25 protein-coding genes are annotated in these 24,975 nt (G+C 71.6%); 7 read left to right on the top strand and 18 right to left on the bottom strand.

The genetic code is table 11. The features are described 5' to 3' along the window. Positions 1 to 34: 34 nt before the first annotated feature. The 5 genes from ABZU69_RS03225 to ABZU69_RS03205 all read right to left on the bottom strand — a co-directional run bounded on the left by ABZU69_RS03225 (position 35) and on the right by ABZU69_RS03205 (position 4,705). Complete coding sequence (locus ABZU69_RS03225) at positions 35 to 706, bottom strand: M15 family metallopeptidase (RefSeq protein ID WP_354962773.1); 672 nt, start codon at positions 704 to 706, stop codon at positions 35 to 37. Next, entirely contained in the window at positions 703 to 1,833 is a 1,131-nt protein-coding gene (locus ABZU69_RS03220) for a D-alanine--D-alanine ligase family protein (protein WP_354962772.1), read from the bottom strand. The genes ABZU69_RS03225 and ABZU69_RS03220 overlap by 4 nt, the downstream gene beginning before the upstream one ends. After that, positions 1,830 to 2,858 (bottom strand): pyridoxal-phosphate dependent enzyme, encoded by a 1,029-nt coding sequence (locus tag ABZU69_RS03215; RefSeq protein ID WP_354962771.1) that lies wholly within the window; start codon positions 2,856 to 2,858, stop codon positions 1,830 to 1,832. Before ABZU69_RS03215 ends, ABZU69_RS03220 begins: the two co-directional genes overlap by 4 nt. 120 nt (positions 2,859 to 2,978) lie before the next feature. Next, a complete protein-coding gene (locus ABZU69_RS03210) occupies positions 2,979 to 4,043 on the bottom strand; it encodes a HAMP domain-containing sensor histidine kinase (protein WP_354962770.1) in 1,065 nt (354 codons plus the stop codon). Further along, positions 4,040 to 4,705 carry a response regulator transcription factor gene (locus ABZU69_RS03205; RefSeq protein ID WP_354962769.1) on the bottom strand — a complete coding sequence of 222 codons (666 nt, stop codon included), beginning with the start codon at positions 4,703 to 4,705 and terminating at the stop codon, positions 4,040 to 4,042. Before ABZU69_RS03205 ends, ABZU69_RS03210 begins: the two co-directional genes overlap by 4 nt. 153 nt (positions 4,706 to 4,858) lie before the next feature. Here ABZU69_RS03205 and ABZU69_RS03200 point away from each other — a divergent pair, with 153 nt between their 5' ends. From ABZU69_RS03200 to ABZU69_RS03190, 3 genes are read left to right on the top strand one after another with little or no spacing between them, the layout of a single operon-like run. Next, entirely contained in the window at positions 4,859 to 6,142 is a 1,284-nt protein-coding gene (locus tag ABZU69_RS03200) for a GAF domain-containing protein (protein ID WP_354962768.1), read from the top strand. A gap of 42 nt (positions 6,143 to 6,184) precedes the next feature. Further along, a complete protein-coding gene (gene adh / locus ABZU69_RS03195; protein WP_354962767.1) occupies positions 6,185 to 7,690 on the top strand; it encodes an aldehyde dehydrogenase in 1,506 nt (501 codons plus the stop codon). Further along, the gene (locus ABZU69_RS03190; protein WP_354962948.1) at positions 7,687 to 8,034 is read left to right on the top strand and encodes a DUF779 domain-containing protein; all 348 of its coding nucleotides are present in this window, start codon (positions 7,687 to 7,689) and stop codon (positions 8,032 to 8,034) included. Before adh ends, ABZU69_RS03190 begins: the two co-directional genes overlap by 4 nt. Positions 8,035 to 8,191: 157 nt before the next feature. Here ABZU69_RS03190 and ABZU69_RS03185 read toward each other — a convergent pair whose 3' ends face one another. The 8 genes from ABZU69_RS03185 to ABZU69_RS03150 form a co-directional block, all read right to left on the bottom strand. Continuing rightward, positions 8,192 to 8,926 carry a G5 domain-containing protein gene (locus ABZU69_RS03185; protein WP_354962947.1) on the bottom strand — a complete coding sequence of 245 codons (735 nt, stop codon included), beginning with the start codon at positions 8,924 to 8,926 and terminating at the stop codon, positions 8,192 to 8,194. Between the two features lie 222 nt (positions 8,927 to 9,148). Then, on the bottom strand, positions 9,149 to 10,162 hold the full coding sequence (gene speB, locus ABZU69_RS03180) for an agmatinase (RefSeq protein WP_354962766.1): 1,014 nt from the start codon (positions 10,160 to 10,162) through the stop codon (positions 9,149 to 9,151). Then, positions 10,159 to 11,361, bottom strand: a complete 1,203-nt coding sequence (locus ABZU69_RS03175) for a saccharopine dehydrogenase C-terminal domain-containing protein (RefSeq protein WP_354962765.1) — start codon at positions 11,359 to 11,361, stop codon at positions 10,159 to 10,161. The genes speB and ABZU69_RS03175 overlap by 4 nt, the downstream gene beginning before the upstream one ends. After that, entirely contained in the window at positions 11,361 to 12,782 is a 1,422-nt protein-coding gene (locus tag ABZU69_RS03170) for an FAD-dependent oxidoreductase (protein WP_354962764.1), read from the bottom strand. The genes ABZU69_RS03175 and ABZU69_RS03170 overlap by 1 nt, the downstream gene beginning before the upstream one ends. Continuing rightward, positions 12,779 to 13,621, bottom strand: coding sequence for an ABC transporter permease (locus ABZU69_RS03165; protein WP_354962763.1), 843 nt, complete (start codon positions 13,619 to 13,621; stop codon positions 12,779 to 12,781). The genes ABZU69_RS03170 and ABZU69_RS03165 overlap by 4 nt, the downstream gene beginning before the upstream one ends. Then, positions 13,618 to 14,532: an ABC transporter permease gene (locus tag ABZU69_RS03160; RefSeq protein WP_354962762.1), complete on the bottom strand. Its 915-nt coding sequence runs from the start codon at positions 14,530 to 14,532 to the stop codon at positions 13,618 to 13,620. Before ABZU69_RS03160 ends, ABZU69_RS03165 begins: the two co-directional genes overlap by 4 nt. Continuing rightward, positions 14,529 to 15,680, bottom strand: coding sequence for an ABC transporter ATP-binding protein (locus tag ABZU69_RS03155; protein WP_354962946.1), 1,152 nt, complete (start codon positions 15,678 to 15,680; stop codon positions 14,529 to 14,531). The genes ABZU69_RS03160 and ABZU69_RS03155 overlap by 4 nt, the downstream gene beginning before the upstream one ends. Positions 15,681 to 15,685: 5 nt before the next feature. Continuing rightward, positions 15,686 to 16,870 (bottom strand): spermidine/putrescine ABC transporter substrate-binding protein, encoded by a 1,185-nt coding sequence (locus tag ABZU69_RS03150; RefSeq protein WP_354962761.1) that lies wholly within the window; start codon positions 16,868 to 16,870, stop codon positions 15,686 to 15,688. A 206-nt stretch (positions 16,871 to 17,076) separates the two neighbouring features. Here ABZU69_RS03150 and ABZU69_RS03145 point away from each other — a divergent pair, with 206 nt between their 5' ends. The 3 genes from ABZU69_RS03145 to ABZU69_RS03135 all read left to right on the top strand — a co-directional run bounded on the left by ABZU69_RS03145 (position 17,077) and on the right by ABZU69_RS03135 (position 20,996). Next, positions 17,077 to 17,589, top strand: coding sequence for an Lrp/AsnC family transcriptional regulator (locus ABZU69_RS03145; RefSeq protein WP_089017637.1), 513 nt, complete (start codon positions 17,077 to 17,079; stop codon positions 17,587 to 17,589). Positions 17,590 to 18,258: 669 nt separating this feature from the next. Then, positions 18,259 to 19,605: an aspartate aminotransferase family protein gene (locus ABZU69_RS03140; protein WP_354962760.1), complete on the top strand. Its 1,347-nt coding sequence runs from the start codon at positions 18,259 to 18,261 to the stop codon at positions 19,603 to 19,605. Beyond that, on the top strand, positions 19,590 to 20,996 hold the full coding sequence (locus ABZU69_RS03135; RefSeq protein ID WP_354962759.1) for an FAD-binding oxidoreductase: 1,407 nt from the start codon (positions 19,590 to 19,592) through the stop codon (positions 20,994 to 20,996). The genes ABZU69_RS03140 and ABZU69_RS03135 overlap by 16 nt, the downstream gene beginning before the upstream one ends. Positions 20,997 to 21,024: 28 nt before the next feature. Here ABZU69_RS03135 and ABZU69_RS03130 read toward each other — a convergent pair whose 3' ends face one another. Continuing rightward, complete coding sequence (locus ABZU69_RS03130; protein ID WP_354962758.1) at positions 21,025 to 21,399, bottom strand: DUF3499 domain-containing protein; 375 nt, start codon at positions 21,397 to 21,399, stop codon at positions 21,025 to 21,027. 153 nt (positions 21,400 to 21,552) lie between these two features. Between ABZU69_RS03130 and ABZU69_RS03125 the strand changes: the two genes are divergently transcribed. Continuing rightward, positions 21,553 to 22,002: a metallopeptidase family protein gene (locus ABZU69_RS03125; RefSeq protein WP_252419275.1), complete on the top strand. Its 450-nt coding sequence runs from the start codon at positions 21,553 to 21,555 to the stop codon at positions 22,000 to 22,002. A 54-nt stretch (positions 22,003 to 22,056) separates the two neighbouring features. On the opposite strand, the gene ABZU69_RS03120 is transcribed toward ABZU69_RS03125, so the two are convergent. The 4 genes from ABZU69_RS03120 to ABZU69_RS03105 form a co-directional block, all read right to left on the bottom strand. Continuing rightward, the gene (locus ABZU69_RS03120; protein WP_007455784.1) at positions 22,057 to 22,314 is read right to left on the bottom strand and encodes a WhiB family transcriptional regulator; all 258 of its coding nucleotides are present in this window, start codon (positions 22,312 to 22,314) and stop codon (positions 22,057 to 22,059) included. 469 nt (positions 22,315 to 22,783) lie between these two features. Further along, the gene (locus ABZU69_RS03115; RefSeq protein ID WP_354962757.1) at positions 22,784 to 23,113 is read right to left on the bottom strand and encodes a phospholipase; all 330 of its coding nucleotides are present in this window, start codon (positions 23,111 to 23,113) and stop codon (positions 22,784 to 22,786) included. A gap of 16 nt (positions 23,114 to 23,129) precedes the next feature. Continuing rightward, on the bottom strand, positions 23,130 to 24,524 hold the full coding sequence (locus ABZU69_RS03110; protein ID WP_354962756.1) for a DUF4331 domain-containing protein: 1,395 nt from the start codon (positions 24,522 to 24,524) through the stop codon (positions 23,130 to 23,132). A 50-nt stretch (positions 24,525 to 24,574) separates the two neighbouring features. Then, entirely contained in the window at positions 24,575 to 24,853 is a 279-nt protein-coding gene (locus tag ABZU69_RS03105; protein WP_074316956.1) for a hypothetical protein, read from the bottom strand. Positions 24,854 to 24,975: the final 122 nt, after the last annotated feature.

Genomic DNA, 24,975 nt, shown 5'->3' with positions numbered 1-24,975 from the left:
TTACCGCCTGGTACGGACGGGAGCGCCCTACCGTTCAGCCGACACGGGCACCGATCGCCGCGGCGGCCAGATCCACCGGTCCGTACCGGGTGCGAGGCGCCCCGGTGGTCACGGCCCAGTAGCGGTCCCCGTACGACCAGTGCCACCACTCGGTCGGGTAGTTCACCAGCCCGGCGCCACCGAGCGCGTCCACCATGATCTGCCGGTGCCGCCGGGCGGCCCCGTCGATGGTGGGGGCGTCGGTGAAGCAGGCGTTCGCGCTGTCCTCCGGCGTGGCGTCGACGGCCGTGCCGAGATCCAACTCCACGCCGTCGTCGGTGCACAGGGTCAGATCCACGGCCCCGCCGGTGCTGTGCGGGGCCACCTCGACCGGCGAGACGAACTTGGTGGTCTCCCGGTGCAGCCGCTTCGGGGACCAGTCCGGGTGCCGCCGGCGCAGCTCACCCCGGTAGCCGGTGAAGATGACCAACTGGGCCTGGTACGGCCGGTACCCCTCGATGACCAGCAGCCGCACCCCGGCGGGCAGCGCACGCTGCGCGGCCAGGAGCCGGTCCGCGACGCCGGCGCGCAGCCGGGCGTACGCGCCGGACGGGTCGGCCGCACGCCGGTCCAGTCGCAGCTTCGGCAGCTCGCGCCGGTCCACCAGCGGGTCGCCGTCGTCGGCGCTGGGCACCGCCGCCACCCGGGGATCGGAGAGCAGGATCATCGGCCGCTCCTGGTGGCGGTCACGGGTCGGCTCGCGTGCCGGGTACGGGCCAGCTCGACCAACCGGTCCACCACCTCCCGGTAGCCGACGCCGGCCGCCGCCCACACCTTCGGGTACATGGAGTGCGCGGTGAAGCCGGGCATCGTGTTCAGCTCGTTGACGTACAGCTCACCGGTCGTCTCGTCGTACAGGAAGTCGACCCGGGCCAGCCCCCAGCCGCCGATCGCGGCGAACGCGCGCAGCGACAGCTCGCGAACCCGCTCGGTCACCTCCTCGGGCAGCACCGCCGGGACGATCATGGGGTCGGCGTCGCCGAAGTACTTCTGCTGATAGTCGAACCAGCCGCCGGCGACGCGCACCTCCCCCACGGCCGACGCCTCCGGGCGCCAGCCGCCGAGCACCGCGCACTCCAACTCCCGGCCGGTGACCCCCTGCTCGACGATGACGAGCTGGTCGTGCTGGAGCGCCTCCTCGACCGCGGCGGCCAGGTCGTCGCCCTCGTCCACCCGGGAGATCCCGATGGACGAACCCATGCTGGCGGGCTTGACGAACAGCGGCCGGCGCAGGCCGAGCACCAGCTTCTCCGGGTCGTCGGTCGCGCGGTAGGTGTGCGCGTCGAACGCGACGTGCGGGGTGGTCGGGATGCCGTCGGCGCGCAGCGCCCGTTTCATCGCCACCTTGTTCATGCCCACCGCGGAGGCCAGGATGCCGCACCCGACGTACGGCACGTCGAGCGACTCCAGCAGCCCCTGCACCACCCCGTCCTCACCGAACGGGCCGTGCAGCACGGGGAAGACCACGTCCAGCTCCGCGTGCACCGCGCCGGGGGCGTTCACCGCGGACACCTGCACGGTGCCCGCGCGCGGGCCGGAGCGCAGCTCGACCGCCGGCCCGGTCACCGTCAGCCGGTCGTCGATCGCCCGCTCGGCGGCGGGCCGGTCGCGCAGCTCGGCCAGCAGCGCGTCCGGCATCAGCCGGAACGCACCGGTGCGGGTGACGCCGATGGCGACCGTGCGGTACCCGCCGCCGGCCAGCGCCCGGGCCACGCCGAGGGCGGAGGCGCAGGAGACCTCGTGCTCCGCCGACGGGCCGCCGAACAGGATTCCGATCCGAGTTGGCGCGCTCATGCCGCCGCTCCTTCCACAGTCGTCAACTCGACGAGCCGCTGGACCGTCAACCGGGCCACTAGCGCCGCCTCCACATTTCCGCCGGTCAGCACCACGCCGACCGTTCGTTGCCGCGGCACACCGGCCTCGGCGGCTAGCCGGAGCGCACCGGCCAGACCGGCCGCTCCGGACGGCTCGACCAGCACCTTCAGCTCCATCAGGAGCAGCCGGAAGGCCGCCGCGATCTCGTCGTCGTCGACCCGGACGACCCCGCGCAGGGCGGTCCGCAGGATGGCGAACGGCAGTTCACCCACGCAGGACGGCCGCAGCCCGTCGGCGATCGTGGGCGCCGGGGCGACCGGAACCCGCTCGCCGGCCGCGAGGCTGCGGGCCAATGAGTCGCAGCCCACCGGCTCCACGCCGTACACCTCGATGGCGGTGCCGGCGGCGGCCAGGCAGGCGCCCGCCACCCCGCCGCCGCCACCGACCGGGACCACCAACGCGTCCAGCGGGCTGCCGACGCGCTCGGCCTCCTCGATCAGCTCAAGGCTGGCGGTGCCCTGCCCCGCGATCACGTCCGGGTGGTCGTACGCGTCGATGACGGGGTGACCGGTCTCCTCGCTGAGCCGCCGGGCCGTCGCCACCCGCTCGTCGACGCCGGTGCCGGCGAACACCACCCGCGCCCCCGCCGCCCGGGCCCGCTCGACCTTGGTCGGCGCCGCGTCGACCGGTAGCACCACGGTGGCCGCGAGCCCGTGCTGCCGGGCCGCCAACGCCACGGCCACCGCATGGTTGCCGGTGCTCTGCGCGATCACCCCGTCGTGCCCGGCCGTGGCGAGGCGGCCGACCGACCGCAGCGCGCCGCGCATCTTGTACGAGCCGCCGTCCTGGAGGTTCTCCGCCTTGAGCAGGACCCGGGCCCCGGCCAGCCCGTCGATCACCGCGGACCGCAGCACGGGGGTGCGGACCACCCGGCCGGAGAGCCAGTGGGCGGCCTCCTCGACGTCGGCACGGCACAGGCCGGCCGGAGCAGCGGTGCGGGACATGGTTCTCCTTCTGTCGCGCTGGGGCCGGGACCGGGTCCACGGCTGGCAGACGGTTGTTTTCGGGCACGCCGAAGGCAGGGATGCCGCGACACGCGGATCCCGGGAGGGCGGGTGGGAGTGCTAGGGCGGAGTGGGTAGCTGGACGTCCACCCGCAGGCCGCCCTGCTCGCCGGGTCGGGCAGCGATGATGCCGTCGTGCGCCTGGGTGATCGAGCGGGCGATGGCCAGGCCGAGGCCGGCGCCGCCGCCGTGCGAGGTGCGATCCCGGGCGAGGCGGCGGAACGGCTCGAAGAGGCCGGCAACCGCCTCGGCCGGCACGGGCTGACCGGTGTTGACCACGGACAGCGCGGGCGAGCCGCCGACCGTGACGGTCAGCGAGCCGCCGCGCCGGTTGTACTTGATCGCGTTCTCCACCAGGTTGGTGACCAGGCGTTCGAGCAGCACCCGCTCGCCGACGACGACCCGGGGCGTGAGGTGGGCGTCGATCGTCACGGCGGCCTCCCGGGCACGGTCCCAGTATCCGGTGAGCACCGCGGCGGTGATCTCGTCGAGCCGCTGTGGGGTACGCGAGCGCAGGCCTTGGTCGCTCTCGCTGAGCGCGAGCAGGCCCTCGATCAGCCGCTCGTTGCGCTCGTTCGTCTCCAGCAGCTGGCCGGTCAACAGCTCCAGCTGCTCAGCGGTGAGCGACCGCGCCATCCCGACCTCGATCAGCGTGCGCTGCACCGCCAGCGGGGTACGCAGTTCGTGCGAGGCGTTCGCGGCGAACCGCCGCTGCCCCTCGTACCCGGCGGAGACGCGCTCCATCATCTCGTCGATCGCCTGGGACAGCCGGGCCAGCTCGTCGCGGCCTCGGGGCCGGATCCGGTGGCCGAGGTTCTGCGGGCCGAGGTGCCCGATCGGCTCGGCCAGGTCGCGGACGGGACGCAGGCACCACACCGCGCCGAACCAGAGCGCCACCAGGGTGGCCAGAACCACGACCAGCGTGGCCACCACCGGCAGCACGAACCCGCCCTGGTGTGCCGACGCGCAGACCTCCATCAGGCCGGGCAGCGGCAGATCGCAGATCTGCTGCCCGCGGGTCCAGATCAGCCCGCTCAGCCACTTGCCGACCGTCGGCAGGAGCGGCCCGGCCAGCAACGCCAGCAGGCCCACGAGCAGCACCCGGCGGCGGGGCGTCCAGCTCACGCCGGGCCGCCGAGCCGGTAGCCGGCCTTGGGCACGGTGTGGATGACGGCCGGGTCGCCGAGCTTCTTGCGCAGGGTCATCACGGTGACCCGTACGGCGTTGGTGAACGGGTCGGCGAACTCGTCCCAGGCCTGCTCCAGCAGCTCCTCGGCGCTGACCACCTGCCCGGCGGCGCGCAGCAGCACGTGCAGCACGGCGAACTCCTTCGGGCTCAGCGCCAGCGGGCGGCCGTCCCGGGTGGCCACGTGCCGGGCCACGTCCAGCACCACACCGTCCTGAGCCAGCACCGGCGGAAGCGCCGGGGTGGACCGCCGGCCGAGGGCCTGCACCCGGGCGACCAGCTCGGCGAAGGCGAACGGCTTGGTCAGGTAGTCGTCCGCGCCGAGGTCCAGACCGGCCACCCGGTCCCGGATGCCGGCCGCCGCGGTGAGCAGCAGCACCCGGGTGCCCACCTGGGAGTCGGCGATGGTGCGGCACACCTCGTCTCCGGTGTGCCCGGGCATGTCCCGGTCCAGGACGGCCACGTCGTACCGGTTAACTCCGATCCGCTCCAGCGCACCGTCGCCGTCGTAGCAGACGTCGACGGCCATCGAGAGGCGTCGGAGCCCCTCGGCCACCGTGTCCGCCAGCAACCGCTCGTCGTCCGCCACCAGCACCCGCACGTTTCCGCTCCCCGTGGTTCCACTCGTCCGGCATACCGTCGCAGGCCGGGGTTAAGGGTTCTGTAAGCACTCTGCGTCATCCGTCCCCGGCGGATCGGACGGTTGGCGATCAGGGGTGAGCTGCGTCACGATGGGAGCCGAGGAGGTCGCCCGATGGCTGACCCGTGGCTCGCCCTGGAATTCGGCGTCGATCCGGCGGAGCGGATCGCGCAGGTCGGTGCCGCCCACGAGGCGTTCCTCGCCGCCGGCGCCGCGCCGCACCGGGTGCGGGAGGTGGTACGCCGCTCGTGGGAACGCTCGGCGCGGCTCGACCCGGAGGCCACCCCGCCGGTCGACCTGGTCGACGACGCGCTGGCGAGCTACCGGTCCGCTCACCCGCTGGCCCGGGTGCTGCCGCTGTTCCGGGACCTGCTGGGCGGCATCGCACAGGACGGCGCGCACCTGATGGCGGTCTGCGACGCGTACGGGCGGCTGCTCTGGGTGGAGGGCCACCCGGGAGTGCGCCGGCACGCCGAACGGATGAACTTCGTGCCCGGCGCCCTGTGGGACGAGAGACACGCCGGCACCAACGCCCCCGGCACCGCGCTGGCCGTCGACCACAGCGTGCAGATCTTCGCCACCGAGCACTTCAGCCGGCCGGTGCAGCGCTGGACCTGCGCCGCGGCGCCGATCCACGACCCGGTCACCGGTCGGCTGCTCGGCGCCGTCGACATCACCGGCGGCGACCACCTGGCCAACCCGCACAGCCTGGCGCTGGTCCGGGCCACCGCCCGGGCCGCCGAGGCGCAGCTCGCCACCGACCGACCGGTGGAGCCCGGCGTCGCCACCGTGACCGCGCTCGGCCGGGACGAGGCGGAGCTGCGGGTCGACGGGCGGCGGATCCGGCTCGGCCGCCGGCACAGCGAGCTGCTGGTGCTGCTGCTGCACCATCCCGAGGGGCGCACCGGCGAACAGCTCGGCCTCGACCTGTACGGGGACGACCGACTGCACCCGGTCACCCTGCGCGCGGAGCTGTCCCGGCTGCGCCGGGTGCTCGGCCCCGAACTGCTCGACTCCCGCCCGTACCGGCTGCGCGGCACCGTCCGCGCCGATTTCACCACCGTCGCGGACCGGTTGGACCAGGGCGATCCGGCGGGCGCGCTCGACGCGTACTCCGGGTCGCTGCTGCCCGGCTCGGACGCGCCGGGAGTGACGCGACTACGTCGGCTCATCGACGGTCAGCTCCGCGCGGCCGTGCTGGCCACCGCGGACCCGGCGCTGCTCGCGACCTGGACCGCGACGTCCGCCGGGGACGACGACCTGACCGCCTGGCAGGCCCTGGCGCGGGCGTTGCCGGCGGGCGCGCCACGCCGGCCGCTCGCGCTCGCCCGCATCGACCAGCTCGCCGGGGAGTACGACCTACCGCGCGCAACGTGGCTGCAACGTTCCGGAAACTAACGTCGCCGTCGGCACACCCGCACAACGACGGCGGAGGTAACCATGACGCGCTACGACGCGCCCACCCACTGGCAGTCCCGTTACGACCACTTCATCGGCGGCGAGTACGTCAAGCCGCACGGTGGCGGCTACTTCGAGAACCCGACCCCGGTCACCGGGCAGACCTTCACCGAGGTGGCCCGGGGCACCGCACCGGACATCGAGAGGGCCCTGGACGCCGCACACGGCGCCGCCGACGCCTGGGGGCGCACCTCGGTGGCCGAGCGCGCCCTGATCCTCAATCGCATCGCCGACCGGATGCAGGAGAACCTGGAGTCGCTGGCCATCGCCGAGAGCTGGGAGAACGGCAAGCCGGTCCGCGAGACGCTGGCCGCCGACATCCCGCTCGCCATCGACCACTTCCGCTACTTCGCCGGGGCGATCCGGGCGCAGGAGGGCTCGCTCGGCGAACTCGACGACGACACCGTCGCGTACCACTTCCACGAGCCGCTCGGCGTGGTCGGGCAGATCATCCCGTGGAACTTCCCGATCCTGATGGCCACCTGGAAGCTGGCACCCGCGCTGGCCGCCGGCAACGCCGTGGTGCTCAAGCCGGCCGAGCAGACCCCGGCATCGATCCACTACTGGCTGTCGCTGGTGGCGGACCTGCTGCCACCCGGCGTGCTCAACATCGTCAACGGCTTCGGCGTGGAGGCCGGCAAGCCGCTGGCGTCCTCGGCGCGGGTGGCCAAGGTGGCGTTCACCGGTGAGACCACCACCGGGCGGCTGATCATGCAGTACGCCAGCGAGAACATCAAACCCGTCACCCTGGAGCTGGGCGGCAAGAGCCCGAACATCTTCTTCGACGACGTCAGCGCTGCTTCTGATGCCTTCCTGGACAAGGCGCTCGAAGGCTTCACCATGTTCGCCCTCAACCAGGGCGAGGTCTGCACCTGCCCGTCGCGGGCGCTGATCCAGCAGGGCCACTACAGCGACTTCCTCGCCGCGGCGGTCTCCCGCACCGAGCAGATCGTGCAGGGGCACCCGCTGGACACCGACACGATGATCGGGGCGCAAGCCTCCAACGACCAGCTGGAGAAGATCCTGTCCTACCTGGACATCGGCCGGCAGGAGGGCGCCAAGGTGCTCACCGGCGGGTCCCGCGCGGACCTGGGCGGCGAGCTGTCCGGCGGGTACTACGTCCAGCCGACGATCTTCGAGGGCGACAACTCGATGCGGGTCTTCCAGGAGGAGATCTTCGGACCGGTGGTCTCGGTGACCTCCTTCGCCGACCTCGACGACGCCGTCAAGACCGCCAACGACACCCTGTACGGGCTGGGCGCGGGCGTCTGGACCCGGGACATGAACACCGCGTACCGGGCCGGACGGGCCATCCAGGCGGGCCGGGTGTGGACCAACTGCTACCACGCGTACCCGGCGCACGCCGCGTTCGGCGGGTACAAGCAGTCCGGCATCGGCCGGGAGAACCACAAGATGATGCTGGAGCACTACCAGCAGACCAAGAACCTGCTGGTCAGCTACTCGACGCAGAAGCTCGGCTTCTTCTGATGTCCGTCGTTTCCGTCACCCCCGCGGCGGCCGAGTTGATCCGGTCGCTGCGGGGGCGGCACGGGCCGCTGATGTTCCACCAGTCCGGCGGCTGCTGCGACGGCAGCGCCCCGATGTGCTACCCGGCGGGCGAGTTCCGCACCGGCTCGTCCGACGTCCTGCTCGCCTCGCTAGCTGTGGACGGGGTGCCGGAGCCGGTCGAGTTCTGGATGTCGACCGCCCAGTGGGACCTGTGGAAGCACACGAGGCTGACCGTGGACGTGGTCCCCGGTCGAGGCAGCGGCTTCTCCCTGGAGGCCCCGGACGGCGTCCGCTTCCTGATCCGCTCGCGCCTCGCCGCGTGACATCGGCTCCGGCGCGGTGGGGCGTGGGTGGCGGAGCCGCCCGCACTGGAGAGCGTTATACCTCTGAGGTATAGATATGACTCAGAGGTATGACGCTCGAAACCCAGTCCTACCCCGCGTGGGATGACGCTGTGTGACCGTTAAGCCCGCCGCAGGATCAGTCGCAGCCGTAGCCGTCGTTGTCGCGGTCCAGGTCGTAGATGTCGTCGCCGATGACCTTGACGGGGCCTGTGACGTAGGCGGGGCCGTTGCCGCTGCCCGGTAGGCAGTCGACGTCGCTGGCGATCGGGACGCAGCCGCCGTAGTTCGGGTCGCACTTCGCCTGCTGCGGCTTCTTGGTGCCGACGGCGACGACCTGGGTCACCGGTTGCTTCGTCACGACGGACTTGACCAGCTTCTTGGCCGTCCGCACGCCGTCGGTGGTGGTCACCTCGTAGGTCAGGGTCTTCACACCGTTGACGCCCTTGGTCCGCACGACCCGCTTGCCCTCGGCGAGGGACGAGTCCTTGACGGTCCGTTGGCCGTACCGGATGGTGGCTCGCTCCGTCACGGTGGTCACCTGCACCACGGGTGCGGGCGCGGCGCTGGACTGGCTCGGCGAGGCGGGCGCGGTGGAGGGTTCGGCGACCGGCGGCACCTCCTGCGCGGGGGCCTCCTCGGTCGGCTCGGCGGGCGCCGCCACGATGGGCTGCTGCGGTTGCTCGGCCGCGGTGCCGGTCCGGGAGGGCTCCGGCTCGCCGACCAGCGCGCCGACGATGGCGGTACCGGCGCAGCAGAGCAGAAGCAGCGACAAAGCCACCGAGCCGAGGATCACGGCGAGGCGGCGGCCCGGGCTGGCCCGGCGGAACCAGTTCGGGGCGGCGGGCGGTCGGGGCGCGGGCGGTGGATACATCGTCACGGCGATGAGTGTCGTCGCAAACACGGCGTGCAATATCCACCGTAGCGCTCGTCACCTGCGCCGTTCGCTCCCTCGCCGCTGATCGAGGGGCGAAGCCCCGCCCCCCGACCGTTCCTGGCCGGCGACCGGACGACATGCCGGACATCCGCTCGGCCGGATCGGGCAGGGCCGATCGTGTGGCCCCACTCGGGCATCAACTTCGTGAATCACCCTTTATCAGCGGGCGTCCAGGAGGGGCTGTCGCGGATTCCACGGTGGACCTCCGGCCGCGTCGCGGCGGCGGCGGGCGATCGCCGACAGTGCCTCCAGGACCACGCGATTGCCCAGGTACGCGGTGATGTCGGCGTGGTCGTACGGCGGGGCGACCTCGACCACGTCCACCCCGACGACGGGCAGCTCATAGCAGACCCGGCGAACCGCGTCGAGCAGTTGCCGGGAGGTCAGGCCGCCCGGCTCCGGGGTGCCGGTGCCCGGCGCCATGCCGGGGTCCACCACGTCCACGTCGACGGAGAGGAACACACCCTCGCACTCGTCGACCGCGATCGCGAACGCCTCGGTGAGGCACGTGTCGAGCCCGCGCGCGACCAGCTCGGTCATCTCGTACGACCGCATCCGCTGCTCCGCCATCCAGGACAGGACGTCCGGCCCGGGCCAGTAGCCGCGCAGCCCGATCTGGAGGAACCGGTCACCGCGTACCGCGCCGGACTCGATGAGCCGACGCATCGGCTGGCCGTGCCCGTGCAGCGAGCCGAACTCGATCTCACCGGTGTCGGCGTGCGCGTCGAAGTGCACGAGCGACACCCGGCCGTGCCCGTGCTGCCGGGCCACACCGGTGGCGTCGGGCAGCGCGATGGAGTGGTCCCCGCCGAGCACCACCGGGATGGCGTCGGCGGACGACACGGCGTGGACCGCGGCCTCCAGGGCGGCCAGCGAGCGCTCGATGTCACCGGAGAACATCTCCACGTCGCCGGCGTCGTACACGCGCAGGTCGCGCAACGCGTCGACGCGCAGGGCGAGGGATGGGCGGGAGCCGTCGTGGGCGAGGTAGCACGCCTGCCGGATCGCCGACGGTCCGAACCGGGTGCCGGGACGGTGCGAGGTGCCGCCGTCGAAGGGCGCCCCGACGATCACGACGTCGGCGTCGGCGTACGACGCGGGGTCGTCGAGCGTGCACCGGTCCACGCCGAGGAAGGTGATGTCCGGCCCGTACATGGCCCCGTAACGGCTCATCGCTCCTCCATCCCCCACGGCGAGCCGTAGGCGTTCAGCAGGTCGAGGAACGACACCGGGGGCAGCGCCTCCGGGCCGAGCACCCCGACGCCGGACCAGGCGCCGGTGGCGAGCAGTTCCAACGCCACCACCGGGTTGACCGCCGTCTGCCAGACCACCGCCTGGTGGCTGTACTCCAGCATGGACCACTCGTTGTCGACCACGTGGTAGAGGTAGACCTCCCGGGGCTGCCCGTCCGGACCGAGGCCCCGCACCCAGGTGCCGGCGCACGTCTTGCCGCGCATCCGCTCGCCGAGGGTGGCCGGGTCGGGCAGGCAGGCGGCCACCACGTCCCGCGGCGACACCTGGACGCCGCGCACGCTGACCGGCGCGGTCGAGTCGAGGCCGAGCTTGTGCAGTGTCCTGAGCACCTCGATGAACTCGTCGCCGAGGCCGTACTTGAAGGTGACCCGGCGGGCCTTGACCCAGCGCGGGATGAGCAGCACCTCCTCGTGCTCGACGTTGACGCACTCGACCGGCCCGATCCCCTCTGGGAAGTGGAAGACCTCCGGCTCGGAGAACGGTTCGGTGGTGTACCAGCCCCGGTCCCGCTCCCAGACCACCGGCGGGTTGAGGCACTCCTCGATGGTGGTCCAGATGGAGAACGACGGCGCGAAGTCGTAGCCGTCCACGGTGAGGTTCGCCCCGTCCCGGACGCCGATCTCGTCGATCTCGCTGAACAGCTCGTCGGCGGCGTACCGGGCGAAGACGTCGGACAGGCCGGGTTCGACACCGATGCCGCACAGCGCCAGCCGGCCGGCCGCGGACCAGTCGTCGGCCAGCGCGAACTGCGCGTCGCCGAGCAGCACCCCGGTCTCGGCGTACGGGCGGGACGGGTGCGGCCGCGACAGCGACATCGCCATGTCCAGGTAGTCCGCGCCGGCCGCGAACGCACCGTCGAAGATCGGCATGACGAAGCGCGGGTCGACCGCGTTGAGCACGTGGGTGATCCGGTGCTCCCGGCAGAGCGCGGCGACCCCGTCGGCCGAGGACGCGTCCACCTGGGCGGCGACGAACCGGTCACCGTGCCCGGCAATCGCGCGCTCGGCGCGGCCCGGGTCGTGGTCGGCGACCACCATGGTCTCGAAGAAGGACCGTCGGGCGGCGATGGCTACGGCGGCGGAGCCGACGCCACCGGCGCCGACGAGCAGGACACGCATCAGGAATCAAACCCCAAACCGAGACGATCGAGAGTACGGAGCCAGAGGTCGCGCCGGCCCTCGCGCGCGTCGGCGCGGGCCAGTGACCAGCGGGTGAGATTGATGCCGATGGAGCGGACGGGTTCCGGCGGGAACGGCAGCGGCTTGCTGCGGACCAGGTCGAGCCCGGTCAGCGGGGTGTTCCCGCCGGCCAGCAGGTCGAGCAGCACGCGGGCACCGAAGCGGGTGGCGCCCACGCCGAGACCGGTGTAGCCGGCCGCGTAGGCCAGCCGACCGCCGTACGCGGTGCCGAAGAACGGGCAGAACCGGGTGCAGGTGTCGATGACGCCGCCCCAGCGGTGGCTGAAGCGCACGTCGGCGAGCTGCGGGAAGGTGGTGAAGAAGTGCTGGGCGAGGGTGGTGAAGGTGGCGGGACGCTGCTCCAGCTCCGGCGCGACCCGGTTGCCGTAGTGGTAGACGGCGTCGTACCCGCCGAAGAGGATCCGCCCGTCGGAGGTGATCCGGTAGTAGTGGAACTGGTTGCCGGTGTCGGCCAGTCCCTGCCGGTTGCGCCAGCCGATCGCGTCCCGCTGGGCCGGGGTGAGCGGCTCGGTCATCAGCACGTGGTCGTACACCGGCACCAGGTACGCCCGCAGCCGGCGCAGCAGCGGCGGGAAGGCGTTGGTGGCCAGCACCACCCGCCGGGCCCGTACCGACCCGGGCGCGGCGTCCGGCCCGCCGGCCGTCCGGGCGTACAGCGCCGCGCCGTCGGCGCGCAGCCCGGTCACCCGCGTGTGCTCGTGCACCCGCACGCCGAGGTCGAGGCAGGCACGGCGCAGCCCCCACGCCAGCTTCGCCGGATCCAGCATGGCCACCCGGTCGGCGTCGACCATCCCGCCGAGGTACGTCGGCGAGTTCACCTCGGCGCGCACCTCGTCGCGGTCCAGCAGCCGCACCTGATGGCCGTACCGGCGGGCCAGCTCCGCGTCGGCGGCGAGCCCGGCCAGCTGGTACGGCTCGACGGCGACGGCCAGCTCGCCCGTGCGTTCGAAGTCGCAGTCGATGCCGAATTCGGCGATGGTGGCGGCGATGGCGTCCAGGTTCTCCCGGCCGAGACGGTCCAACTCGCCGACCTCGTCGGGGAACCGGTCGACGCCGTTGGCCAGGCCGTGGGTGAGCGAGGCGGCGCAGAACCCGCCGTTGCGCCCGGACGCGGCCCAGCCGCAGGTGCCCGCGTCGACCAGCAGCACGTCGCGGTCCGGCTCGGCCTGCTTGGCCAGCAGGGCGGCCCAGAGCCCGCTGTATCCGCCGCCGATCACCAGCAGGTCGGCGTGCTGCGGGCCGGCGAGCGGCGGCAGCGGGTCGGGGCGGTCCGGACGGTCGAGCCAGTACGGCACCGGGGCCGCGTCGGCGAGCGCCCGGCCGGTGTGCGGGACGGTCATGACGGCCGGTGCGCCGGACGGCCCTGCCCCGTGCTGGCCAGCAGGTTGGCGCGGCGGGATCGCCGACCGCGCAGCGAGCTGAGCCCGACCAGCAGCAGCGCGATCGCGAACATCGCGGTGCCGATGACGTTGACCTGCGGCGGGATGCCCCGCTGGGCAGCGCCCCAGACGTACATCGGGAACGTGACGGTGGTGCCGGCGTTGAAGTTCGTGATGATGAAGTCGTCGAAGCTGAGCGAGAAGGCCAGCAGCGCGGCGGCCACGATGCCGGGCAGCACCAGCGGCAGGGTGATCCGCCGGAAGGTCTGCCACTCGCTGGCGTACAGGTCCATGGCGGCCTCCTCCAGCCGCCGGTCCATCCCCGCGAGACGCGCCTTGACGGTGACCACCACGAACGAGACGCAGAACATCACGTGCGCGATGACGATGGTCCAGAAGCCCTGCGGCACCCCGGCGGAGACGAAGAGGGCCAGCAGCGAGGTGCCCATCACCAGCTCCGGGGTGGCCATCGGCAGGAAGATCAGCACGTTGATGCCGGAACGACCACGGAAGCGGTGCCGGACCAGCGCGAACGCCATCAGGGTGCCGAGCACGGTGGCGACCACGGTGGCGATGAAGCCGATCTGCACGCTGCGGACCACCGCGTCGCACATGTCCGACGTGGCGCACGGCTGGCGCCAGTTGTCCAGGGTGAACTCGTTGAAGTCGTACGACAGCCGGCTCGACGGGCGGTTGAACGACAGCCCGGCCACCACCAGGATCGGCAACGCCAGGTAGCCGAGCACCAGCAACGCCACGATCATCACCCAGCGGTCTGCCAGCCAACGCGACAGCCTCACAGCACCTCCTCCGTGCCGGCCCTGCGCAGGTAGCCGAAGACCACCGCGAGGATCGCCGCCATCAGCAGGAACGACAGCGCGGCGCCCTGCGGGTAGTCCAGCCGGACCAGGAACGCCGAGTCGATGACGTTGCCGATCATGTACTCGTTCGGGGTGCCGAGCAGCTCGGCGTTGATGTAGTCGCCGCTGGCCGGGATGAAGAACAGCAGCGTGCCGGCGACCAGGCCCGGCATGGACAGCGGCAGGGTCACCCGGCGGAACGCCTGCAATCCGCTGGCGTACAGGTCGCTGGCCGCCTCCAGCAGCCGGTGGTCGAGCCGCTCCAGGCTCGCGTACAGCGGCAGCACCAGGAACGGCAGGAAGTTGTACGTCAGGCCGAGCACCACCGCGAACGGGGTGGCCAGCAACCGACCGTCCGGGGCGAGCAGGTGCACGTCGCGCAGCAGGCCGACCAGTGCGCCGTTGTCCGACAGGATGGTCTTCCAGGCCAGCGTGCGGACCAGGAAGCTGGTGAACATCGGCGCGACCACGCAGACCAGCAGCAGGTTCTTCCACCGGCCGGCCTTCTGCGCGATGGCGTACGCAAGCGGGTAACCCAGCACCAGCGCCAGCACCAGGGCCACGCCGGCGTAGCCGAACGAGCGCAGGAACTGCGGCCAGTACGCCTGCAACACGTCCGGGTAGTTGCCGAACGCCCAGGTCAGCGCGTACCCGGTGGAGAGCGAGCCGCTGGGGTCGTAGAGGCTGGCCGCGGCGAGCTGCACCAGCGGCACGCCGAAGAACACCAGCAGCCAGGCCGCGCCGGGCAGCAGCAACAGGTACGGCAGCAGGCGGTGCCTCCCGGACCGGGCGGCCGGCGGCGTGGGCGGCGGCTGCCCCGATCCCGTGGGCACCTGGGCCAGGACGCTCACGACGGCGCACCCACCGGCTCGTCGACCACCGGCGAGGTCCGGTCGCTGTCGTCGGCATCGCGGGGCAGCAGGAACGCGTGCCGTGGATCCCAGTACGCCACGGCCTCGCTGCCGACCGGCACCTGAGCCGCCGCCCCGCTGTTGGCCGTGAACACCGACAGCTCGGTGCCCCAGCCGGTGCGCAGCAGGTACTGGGTGCTGACCCCCACGTAGGAGGCGTCGCTGACCACCCCGGTGACGTGCTGGTGGCCTGCGGGCACCTGGTCGGCGGAGCCGACCAGATGCAGCTTCTCCGGGCGTACCCCCAGGTGGACCGGACCACGGTCGGCCCGGGACCGGCCGGCGGGCACCGAGAAGCGCGCGCCGTGCGCCGTCACCGCCACCTCGCCGCCCGCGGTGCCGGCGGCCTCGCCGGCGAGCAGGTTGGACTGGCCGAGGAAGTTCGCCACGAACGCGGTGGCCGGGAACTCGTAGATGTCGGCCGGGGCGCCGAGCTGCTCGATCCGGCCGGCGTTCATCACCGCGACGGTGTCGGCCATTGTCATGGCCTCCTCCTGGTCGTGCGTGACGTGTACGAAGGTGATGCCCACCTCGGTCTGGATCCGCTTCAGCTCGATCTGCATCTGCCGGCGCAGCTTGAGGTCGAGAGCGCCCAGCGGCTCGTCGAGCAGCAGCACCTGCGGCCGGTTGATGAGCGCGCGGGCCAGCGCGACCCGCTGCTGCTGGCCGCCGGAGAGCAGGGCCGGGCGGCGGTTGCCATAGTCGTCGAGCTGCACCAGCGACAGCATCCGCAGGACCTCGTCGTCGACCGAGCGGATGCCGCGCCGACGCAGCCCGAAGGCCACGTTCTCGAAGATGTTCAGGTGCGGGAAGAGCGCGTAGCTCTGGAACACGGTGTTGACCGGCCGCTTGTACGGCCGCAGCCGGGCGACGTCGCGGTCGCCGAGCAGCACCTGACCGCTGGTCGGCTCCTCCAGACCGGCGATCATCCGCAGCGTGGTGGTCTTGCCGCAGCCGGACGCGCCGAGCAGGGCGAAGAACGAGCCCTGCGGGATGGTCAGGCTGAGGTCGTCGACCGCCGTGAAGATCCCGAACCGCTTGGTGAGGTTGGCCAAGCGCAGGTCGCCGGCAGGTGTCTCGCGCGCCATCTCCGTCACGCCCCGATGACCTGCTGGTACTTGCCCTCGTACTCCTTCTCCTGCTTCTCGTCCAGGGCCATGAACACCTTGGACTTCGACAGCAGCGCCTCGTCGGGGAAGATCAGCGGGTTGGCGGCCAGCTCGGGGTCGATCTTCTCCATCTCGGCCTGGGCGCCCTTGACCGGGCAGATGTAGTTGACGTACGCGGCGAGCGTCGCGGCGACGGCCGGCTCGTAGTAGTAGTTGATCAGCGCCTCGGCGTTGCCCTTGTGAGTGGCCTTGTTGGGGACCATCATGTTGTCGCTGAACAGCATCACGCCGGAGTCAGGCGCGACGAACTGCACCTTGGCGTTCTCGCTGGAGAGCTGGATGACGTCCCCGGACCAGCCGATGCACGCGGCGATGTCACCCTTGGCCAGGTCGGGTGCGTAGTCGTTGCCGGTGAACTTGCGGATCTGTCCCGAGTCGACGGCCTTCTTGAGCTTGTTGAGCGCGTCGTCGAACTGGGCGGTGGTGAAGTTGGCCGGGTCGTGCCCGTTGGATCCGAGCAGCAGGCCCATCGTGTCGCGCATCTCGCTGAGCGCGGTCACCTTGCCCTTGAGGTCGGGACGGGTGAGCAGCTCGTCGACGGTGCGCAGCTCCTTGGTGACGTCGCCGTTGTACGCCAGACCGGCGAGGCCCGACTGCCACGGGATGGAGATCCGGTTCTCGGTGTCGAAGGAGCGGTTGAGCAGCGACGGGAGCAGGTTGGCCTGGACGTTGGGAATCTTCGCCGGGTCGAGCTTCTGGATCCAGCCGAGCCGGATCATCCGGGCCGCCATCCAGTCAGTCAGCACGATGAGGTCCCGGTCCGTGCTCTGGCAGGCCGCGAGCTGGTTCTGCACCTTGCCGAAGAACTCGTTGTTGTCGTTGATGTCCTCGGTGTACGTGACCTGGATGCCGGTCTTGGTGATGAACCCGTCGAGGCTGGGTCGCTTGGACTCGTCCTTCTCGTCCACGTCCATGTACTGCGGCCAGTTGGAGAAGGCAAGCTTCTTCTCGGTGCCGGAAAGGTCTTCGCTGACGCAGCCGGCCTCGGTCTGTTGCGCGCCCTTGGTGCCGCAGCCGGCGAGGCTGCCGCCCGTGGCGAGGAGCGCGGCCGAACCGAGAGTGCCGGTGAGCAGTCCACGCCGGGTGAAGGGCCGGAGGGGAGTACGCATGACGACTCCTAAAGGGTCATCGTCGGCGGGCGGGACGGGGGTGGCGCGCCGGCGGGAGGGTCAGGTGCCATGGACGACTGATCCTGACATGAGGTGACCTTCCTTACAAGGGATTCCGTTGCGGGGTTAGCGATGCACGACGAAATACGCCAGACTGCGCGAGGACACACGCGCGACATCACGATTCGGTACATGGGGAGCGCACGATGACGAACCGGCAGCACGAGAACGGCAACGGCGGTCGACGCGTCGCTGTCCGTGAAGGTGCCAATCACGCTCTGCTGGATGATGTGGCCAAGCGGATCATCGAACAGCTCCAGGAGGACGGCCGGCGACCGTACGCCACCATCGGCAAGGCGGTCGGGCTCTCCGAGGCGGCGGTTCGCCAGCGGGTGCAGCGGCTGCTCGACTCCGGCGTGATGCAGATCGTCGCGGTGACCGATCCGCTCCAGCTCGGCTTCCCCCGCCAGGCGATGATCGGCCTGCGTACCGACGGCGACCTGGAGGCAGTGGCCGACCGGCTGGCCGAGTTGGAGGAGGTCGACTACGTGGTCATCACAGCCGGGTCGTTCGACCTGCTCACCGAGGTGGTCTGCCGCAACGACGACCACCTGCTGGAGATCCTGCAGCGACTGCGCGCGGTGCCCGGGGTGCTGTCCACCGAGGCGTTCGTCTACCTCAAGTTGCGCAAGCAGACCTACACCTGGGGCACCGCCTGACGCTCACGGCCTCGTGATCCACTCGACTTCCAGGAAGTCGGGGTGTCCGGGCCGCCCGGACACCGCGACTTCCGTGATCCCGAGTGGATCAGCGGGCCGCCTGGCGAACTGCCCCAGAGACGCCCCGCCCCCGTCCCGGCTGCTCCACTCGCTTGATCCACTCGACATCCTTGATATCGCGGCATCAACCCCGCTCCGACACCCCGACATCGGCGATATGGAGTGGATCGTGGCCGGCGGGCCGGCGGGCCGGCGGGCCAGCGGGGCGGCGGACCGGCGGGGCCGACCGGGCCGGGGCGACCGGGCCGGCGCGACCGGGCCGGCGCGACCGGCGCGACCGGCGCGACCGGGGCATTGTGTGGCGCTCTTTGCTCTGCTTCACCCGGCGCAACACCCGGTGTCCGAATACCGGACGTGCGGCGTTGCGTCCGTTGAAGCAGAGCAAAGGACCGCGAACCAGGGTCACCAGGCCGTCGCCGGGCGGCGACGAACAGGGCCCAGCCGCCATGCGGATTCCGTCGCCGCCGAGGCTCATCCTCGCTGAATTCGTCGCCGACAGGCCCGAGTACAACCGATCACACTTGCGTCGCCGCCTCGTACTGTGCGATAACCGTGGGCAGAGCGGCCGGCCTCACCCCTTTGACCGGCCCGACGACCGATGGGGCTGACATGGCCAACGCCACCGACCACCTCTGGATGCACTTCACCCGGATGGCGAGCTACTCCGCCGGCGAGGTGCCGACCATCGTGCGCGGCGAGGGCGCGTACGTGTGGGACGCGCAGGGCCGCCGCTACCTGGACGGGCTCGCCGGGCTCTTCGTCGTCAACGCCGGCCATGGCCGCACTGAACTGGCCGAGGCGGCCGCCAAGCAGGCCGGCGAGCTGGCCTACTTCCCGCTCTGGTCGTACGCCCACCCCAAGGCCGTCGAGCTGGCCGAGCGGATCGCCTCGCTCACCCCCGGCGACCTGAACCGGGTCTTCTTCACCACCGGCGGCTCCGAGGCCGTCGAGGCGGCGTGGAAGCTGGCCCGGGCCTACTTCAAGCGCACCGGCCAGCCCAACAAGTACAAGGTGATCAGCCGTTACATCGCCTACCACGGCACCTCCATGGGCGCGCTGTCGATCACCGGGTTGCCGGGCATCAAGAGCGACTTCGAGCCGCTGGTGCCCGGAGCGATCAAGGTGCCGAACACCAACTTCTACCGGGCGCCGGAGCACGGCGACGACCCCGAGGCGTTCGGCCGCTGGGCCGCCGACGAGATCGGCCGGGCGATCGAGCGGGAGGGGCCGGACACGGTCGCCGCGGTCTTCCTGGAGCCGGTGCAGAACTCCGGCGGCTGCTTCCCACCCCCTCCCGGCTACTTCGAGCGGGTCCGGGAGATCTGCGACGCGTACGACGTGCTGCTCGTCTCCGACGAGGTGATCTGCTCGTGGGGGCGGCTCGGCGAATACTTTGGCGCCGTGCGCTACGGCTACCAGCCGGACATCATCACCACCGCGAAGGGCATCACCTCCGGGTACGCCCCGCTCGGCGCGATGATCGCCAGCGAACGGCTGATGGAGCCGTTCCTCACCGAGACCGGCATGTTCGCCCACGGGGTGACCTTCGGTGGCCACCCGGTCTCCTGCGCGGTCGCCCTGGCCAACCTGGAGGTCTTCGCCCGCGAGGACCTCATCGGGCACGTACGGGCCAACGAGGACGCGTTCCGGTTCACTCTGGAGAAGCTCAACGACCTGCCGATTGTCGGTGACGTCCGCGGGGACGGCTACTTCTACGGGATCGAGCTGGTCAAGGACAAGACGACCCGGGAGACCTTCGACGAGGCCGAGTCGGAGCGGTTGCTGCGTGGCTTCCTCTCTACGGCCCTGTTCCAGGCCGGGCTCTACTGCCGCGCCGACGACCGTGGCGACCCCGTCGTGCAGCTCGCCCCGCCGCTGATCGCCGAGCAGCAGCACTTCGACGAGATCGAGCAGATCCTGCGTACGGTGCTCACCGAGGCATGGGCACGACTCTGAGCGGCGACCCCGCCGGGCACTACCGGGAGCTGTCGCACTGGCTGTCCACCCTGGACGAGCCGCTGACCCCGCGACCGGCGCTGCCCGGCGACGCGGACGCCGACGTAGTGATCGTGGGCGCCGGCTACACCGGGCTGTGGACGGCGTACCACCTGGCCCGGTCCGAGCCGGCGCTGCGGATCATCGTGCTGGAGAAGGAGATCGCCGGGTACGGCGCGTCCGGCCGCAACGGCGGCTGGTGCTCGGCGCTCTTCCCCACCTCGCTGACCGGCCTGGCCCGCCGGCACGGCCGGGACGCGGCAATCGCCATGCAGCGGGCCCTGCACGAGACGGTGCGCGAGGTGGGCCGGGTGGTCGCGGCGGAGGGCATCGACTGCGACTGGGCGGACGGCGGGACGGTCACCCTGGCCCGCACCGGCCCCCAGCTCGCACGGGCCCGGGCCGCCGTGGACGAGGCCCGCGCGTTCGGCTTCGGCCCGGAGCACCTGGCGCTGCTCGATGCCGGCGAGGCCGCCGCCCGCTGCGCCGCCGAGGGGGTACGCGGTGGGACGTACACCCCGCACTGTGCCGCCGTGCACCCGGCGAAGCTGGTCCGTGGCCTGGCCCGGGTGGTGGAACGGCTCGGGGTCACCATCCACGAGCGGACGCCGGTCGCCGCGATCCGGGCCGGTGCGGCGGTCACCGCGGCCGGGACGGTACGGGCGCCGGTGGTGGTCCGGGCGACCGAGGGGTACACGCCCACGCTGCCCGGTCAGCGACGGGCCGTGGCACCGGTGTACTCGCTGATGGTGGCCACCGAGCCGCTGCCAGCGGAGACCTGGGCGCGGATCGGGCTCGCCCAGCGCGAGACGTTCTCCGACCACCGGCACGTGATCATCTACGGCCAGCGCACCGCGGACGGCCGGCTGGCCTTCGGCGGGCGTGGCGCTCCGTACCATTTCGGGTCGCGGGTCTCCCCCGGCTACGACCGGGAGCCGCGGGTCTTCGCGGCGCTGCGGCGGACGCTCGGGGAACTCTTCCCGGTGCTCGGCCCGGACGTGCCGGTGACGCACACGTGGGGTGGCCCGCTCGGGGTGGCCCGGGACTGGGCGGCCTCGGTCGGCTTCGACCGGGCCAGCGGGCTGGCCTGGGCGGGTGGCTACGTCGGGGACGGGGTGGGCTCCAGCAACCTCGCCGGCCGCACCCTGGCGGACCTGATCCGCGGCGAACGCACCGAGCGGACCGCCCTGCCCTGGGTCAATCGTCGCTCCCCCCGCTGGGAGCCCGAGCCCATCCGCTGGCTGGCCGTCAACACCGCCCTACGCGTGATGACCAGGGCGGACGCAACGGAACTCCGCACCAACCGCCCCTCCCGCCAGGCAAAAGCCCTCTCCCGCCTCCTAGGCAACTAACCCCACCCGCCCCGGGCAGGGGTGGGGGTTAGTGGTTGGGGGGGATTACGCGGAGGTGGCCTCGGCGGCCGGTGGAGTGGGACTGGTCGGGGTGGGACCGGTCGCGCGGGTCCTCGGGGGGCCTCGGGGCCGGGCGGGCGGCCTCGCGGACCGCCTCGGCGAGCGCAACCAGGTCGTCCGTGGTGGGCGGCGGCGGCTCGAACTCGCCCTCGTGCCGGACCACGTCCCAGCCTCGCGGCGCGGTCAGGCTGCGGGCGTGCGGCTCACACAGGTCGTACGTGTGCGGCTCGGCGAAGGCCGCCAGCGGACCCACCACCGCTGTCGACTCGTTGTAGACATAGGTCAATGTGGCGACCGCTTGCCGGGGGCAGCCGTTACGGGAGCAGCGCCGTGGTGACCTCACGGCGGCAGGGTATCTCCATTACCGGGTCCGGCGCATCGCTTCGCGTTGCGACACGCCCGTCGTGGTGATCACAATCCACCCGCCCGGCTCACGCCGCGCCACGGGAGCGGCGCTGCCGCTGGCCAGCCCGACGCGGGGGCTACCCTTTCCCTCATGACGAGCCCGGAACACCGCCGCCCCGGTTCCGGCCGGCGCGGCCACCGTGACCGGCACGGGCGCGGGCTGCGTGGGCGGTTGGTACCGGCGACCGTGCCGCTGGCGCGGACCAAGGCGGAGGTCTTCGACGACCTGGTCCTGGACACCGTCGAGACGCTGGAGCGCCGGTTCGCCAAGGAGTTGGCCGGTGTCGAGTTCGCGGTCGAGGACGTCCCGCCGGATCTGAACGTCTACGACTCCGATGTGCTGGAGGACGGCGAGGTCCCGCTGGCCCGGCTCCTGCCGGGCCGTCCAGGCCGACAGGAGGTCCCGCCACGGATCGTGCTGTACCGGCGACCTCTGGAGTTCCGGGCGATGGACCGCGAGGACCTCGCCGACCTGGTGCATGACGTGATCATCGAACAGGTGGCGAACCTGCTCGGGGTCGACCCCGACGAGCTGGCCTGAGCCGTCCCCGCGCGGGCGAGCCGGGCGGCCCCCACCGCCCCGACTCCGCACCGCTCAGGCGGCCCGCCGCTTCAACTTGCGCCGTTCCCGCTCTGAGAGCCCACCCCAGATGCCGAACCGCTCGTCGTGACCGAGAGCGTATTCGAGGCATTCGGTCTTGACCTCGCAGCGCGAGCAGATTCGCTTCGCCTCGCGGGTCGAGCCGCCCTTCTCGGGAAAGAACGCCTCGGGGTCGGTCTGCGAGCACAGCGCCCGCTCCTGCCACTCCGGCGCGTTTCCGAGCAGGTCGGCCACCTCAAGCTGGCCGTCCATCAAATGCCTCCTTGTCGCGCACCGGCGTCATCGCCGCTGCAACCCCCCACGCGAAAGGCGTGCTTGTCCGTCCGGTCCCGTTTTGTTGCGTTCCGTGCGAACAACCCCATTCAAATTACACGCGTGTAATGCGTGCGCCGTCAAGCCAAACTTGATAATGGAGTCGCCCTCCCGACACCTCCGGCCGGCCACTCGGGCCGTCCAGCCTCGCAACCTGCCCTATCGATTCAGACCCCGGCTGAGTAACGCCCTCTCCGGCGAGTTGCCCGACTTTTCTGCCGTGGCGCCCCCTCGGCAGGCCGCTCCCGCGACGACGCCTGGAGCACAGGATGACCCCTCCCAACAAAGCTGATCTTGGTGGGAGACAGGTTAACGCGGCGCGGCCCAGACCGCCCGTCGAGCAACAGACACCGCACGCGCCCAGTCCACATTGTGGACGGGGCGCGACGGAAAGAGGGAGCCGATTTGGTCAGCCGGTGACCCCGAATGCGCTGCTCGGCCACACGAACTCGGCAATCACTCCACCATGGACGGTTACTGTCCCTACGGGCGTACTCTCGTCCCACCAGACGGTATAGATGCCGGCCGGGAGATCGGGGTAGACCGCACTGTGGAACGAGCCGTCCCGCACCCGGCGCTCCCGCACCGCCGAGTGGGTCCGCCGGTCCTCGGCCCGACTGATCTCGATTTCCCGGCCGTGCAGATCCCGGCCGGTGTGAATGATCAGGGCGCCGGTCTCGCCGCCCAGATCGAGGACGACGCTCCCGGTCTCCGACGGCCCGTACGCGTGCTCGTGCATCCGCCGCTCCCCGCGGTCAGGACGACGCCGGCGGGTTGTTGAACCCGTCGTACGGCGTACCCAGGTAGGGGAAGTTTCCGAGGAACGGTGCGGTCACGTCGGCGGCGCTCAGCCCGGGGGTGAGAGCGGCGGTCGCCGCGTCCGGGCGGAACGTCTTGTCCACCAGCGGGACGGTCAGCCCGGCGATCGCCCGCAGCGCGATGCTGACCACGTCGTCGGCGACCCGCCGGCCGTTCGGGAAGCCGGCCAGGTCACCGCCGAGCACGCCGAAGCGGTCCGGGCGCCGGGTGGGCGGAATCGCGGTGTTCAGCCGCAGCATGTCGGCCTGCACGTCGCCGGTGGCGTTGGTGAAGCCGTCGATCAGCCCGGCCGGCACGCCGGTGAGCAGGATCGCCACCAGATCCGCCCGGGGCTTCTTCGCCTTGCTGAGCTTGTCCAGGTTGGGAAAGACGTCCGGGTAGAGCGCCGGCAACAGCGCGGCCAGCTCCGGCTGCTCGACGAACCGCAGGAACCGCTTGTCCTCTGACGGCGGAAGGGAGTTCCACAGGTCCTTCTTGGACATCGGCACGATGACCTCGTTGAACAACGGGTTGCCCAGCCTGGAGACCTGGGTGAACGGGCCGGCGGCGGTGTCCGCGGCCGCCCGGTCGCCCAGCACCCGGACCTGCCGGCGCGACGCCGACGTCCACACGCCGATCACCGACGCCCGGTCGGCCGCGCTGTACCGGTTGGCGCGACGGCGCACCCGGCTCAGCGGCACCTGCACGGCGATGCTGTGCACGTTCATCCGGTCGGTGGCGTTGACCGGCTCCCCCTCGGCCTTGAAGACCTTCTTGCCGGCCACGTGCAGCTGCTGGAACGGCCGTAGCGTACCGAGGTCGAAGATCGCACCCAGGTCGACGAAGAAGCCGTCCGCGCGCTGCCCGGCGAAGACCCGCTCCCCGGTGGAGAGCGAGTAGGTGGCCTGCCGCACCAGCTCCGCGTACTTCGGGGTGGACAGCGGGCCGACGTTGCACGGCGGGCAGGGCAGCTTGTGCGCCAGCCGGTGTTCCCGGCCGTCGGCGATCCGGGTCAGGCTGTAGAACTGCCGCCGGTTCCAGTTCTCGCTGTCCAGCGAATCGATCGGGCCGGTGTTGTAGAGAAAGCTGTTCGGATTGGTGATCTCGGTCGTGAATTCGAACCGGTAAGTGACATCCGGACTGCCGTCGCCGTCGTTGTCGATATGGATCTCGTACCGCACGTCGTCGCCGAACTCGAAGAAGTTCGGGCCCCCGGAGGGGAGCTGCAACGGCACGTAGTTGGCGATCAGCGTGACCGAGTCGGGCTTGTCGGGGCTGACGAACGCGTACAGGTCGGAGCTGTCGGCGACCGGATCCTTGGCTATCTCCGGGGCCTCGCGGTGGGAAGACATGGCGGACCAACCTCACTGGGCGGGGACAGGATGGCGAGCGGAACGTCGGGTCAGCGCCGGGCGGCGCGCCGCAGCCGATCCGCCAGGCCGCGGTCGCGTACCTCGATCCGGGAGTCACCGACGAAGACGTCCATCGTTCCGGAGGCGGCGTCCCGCAGGTGCACGACGATCGGGTCGTCGGCCCGCCCGGCCGCGCCCGGAGCGTTCTGCGCGGCCGACAGGCCCGGCACGGTGAGCGCGGCGGCGCCGAGGGTGGCGCTGGCCGCGGCGGTCAACGTCTGCCGGCGGGTCAGTCGCGGCCAGGGCCGCTTCCGCTGATCACTGGTCATGGGCAACCTTTCCGGCGGTGGCGCGAACGCGCCCGCGGGGACGGACGGGTCCGGTGCCGCCTACCGACGCCGCCGGGCCCTGGGGGACGCCGGCGGCGATCCTCGCCGCGACCGCCACCGGC

It is taken from the genome of Micromonospora sp. NPDC005206 (genome assembly GCF_040608175.1).
Lineage (GTDB): Bacteria > Actinomycetota > Actinomycetes > Mycobacteriales > Micromonosporaceae > Micromonospora.
The sequence above is the reverse complement of the archived record's forward strand: the minus strand, read 5'-3'. Positions and strand labels throughout refer to the sequence as shown.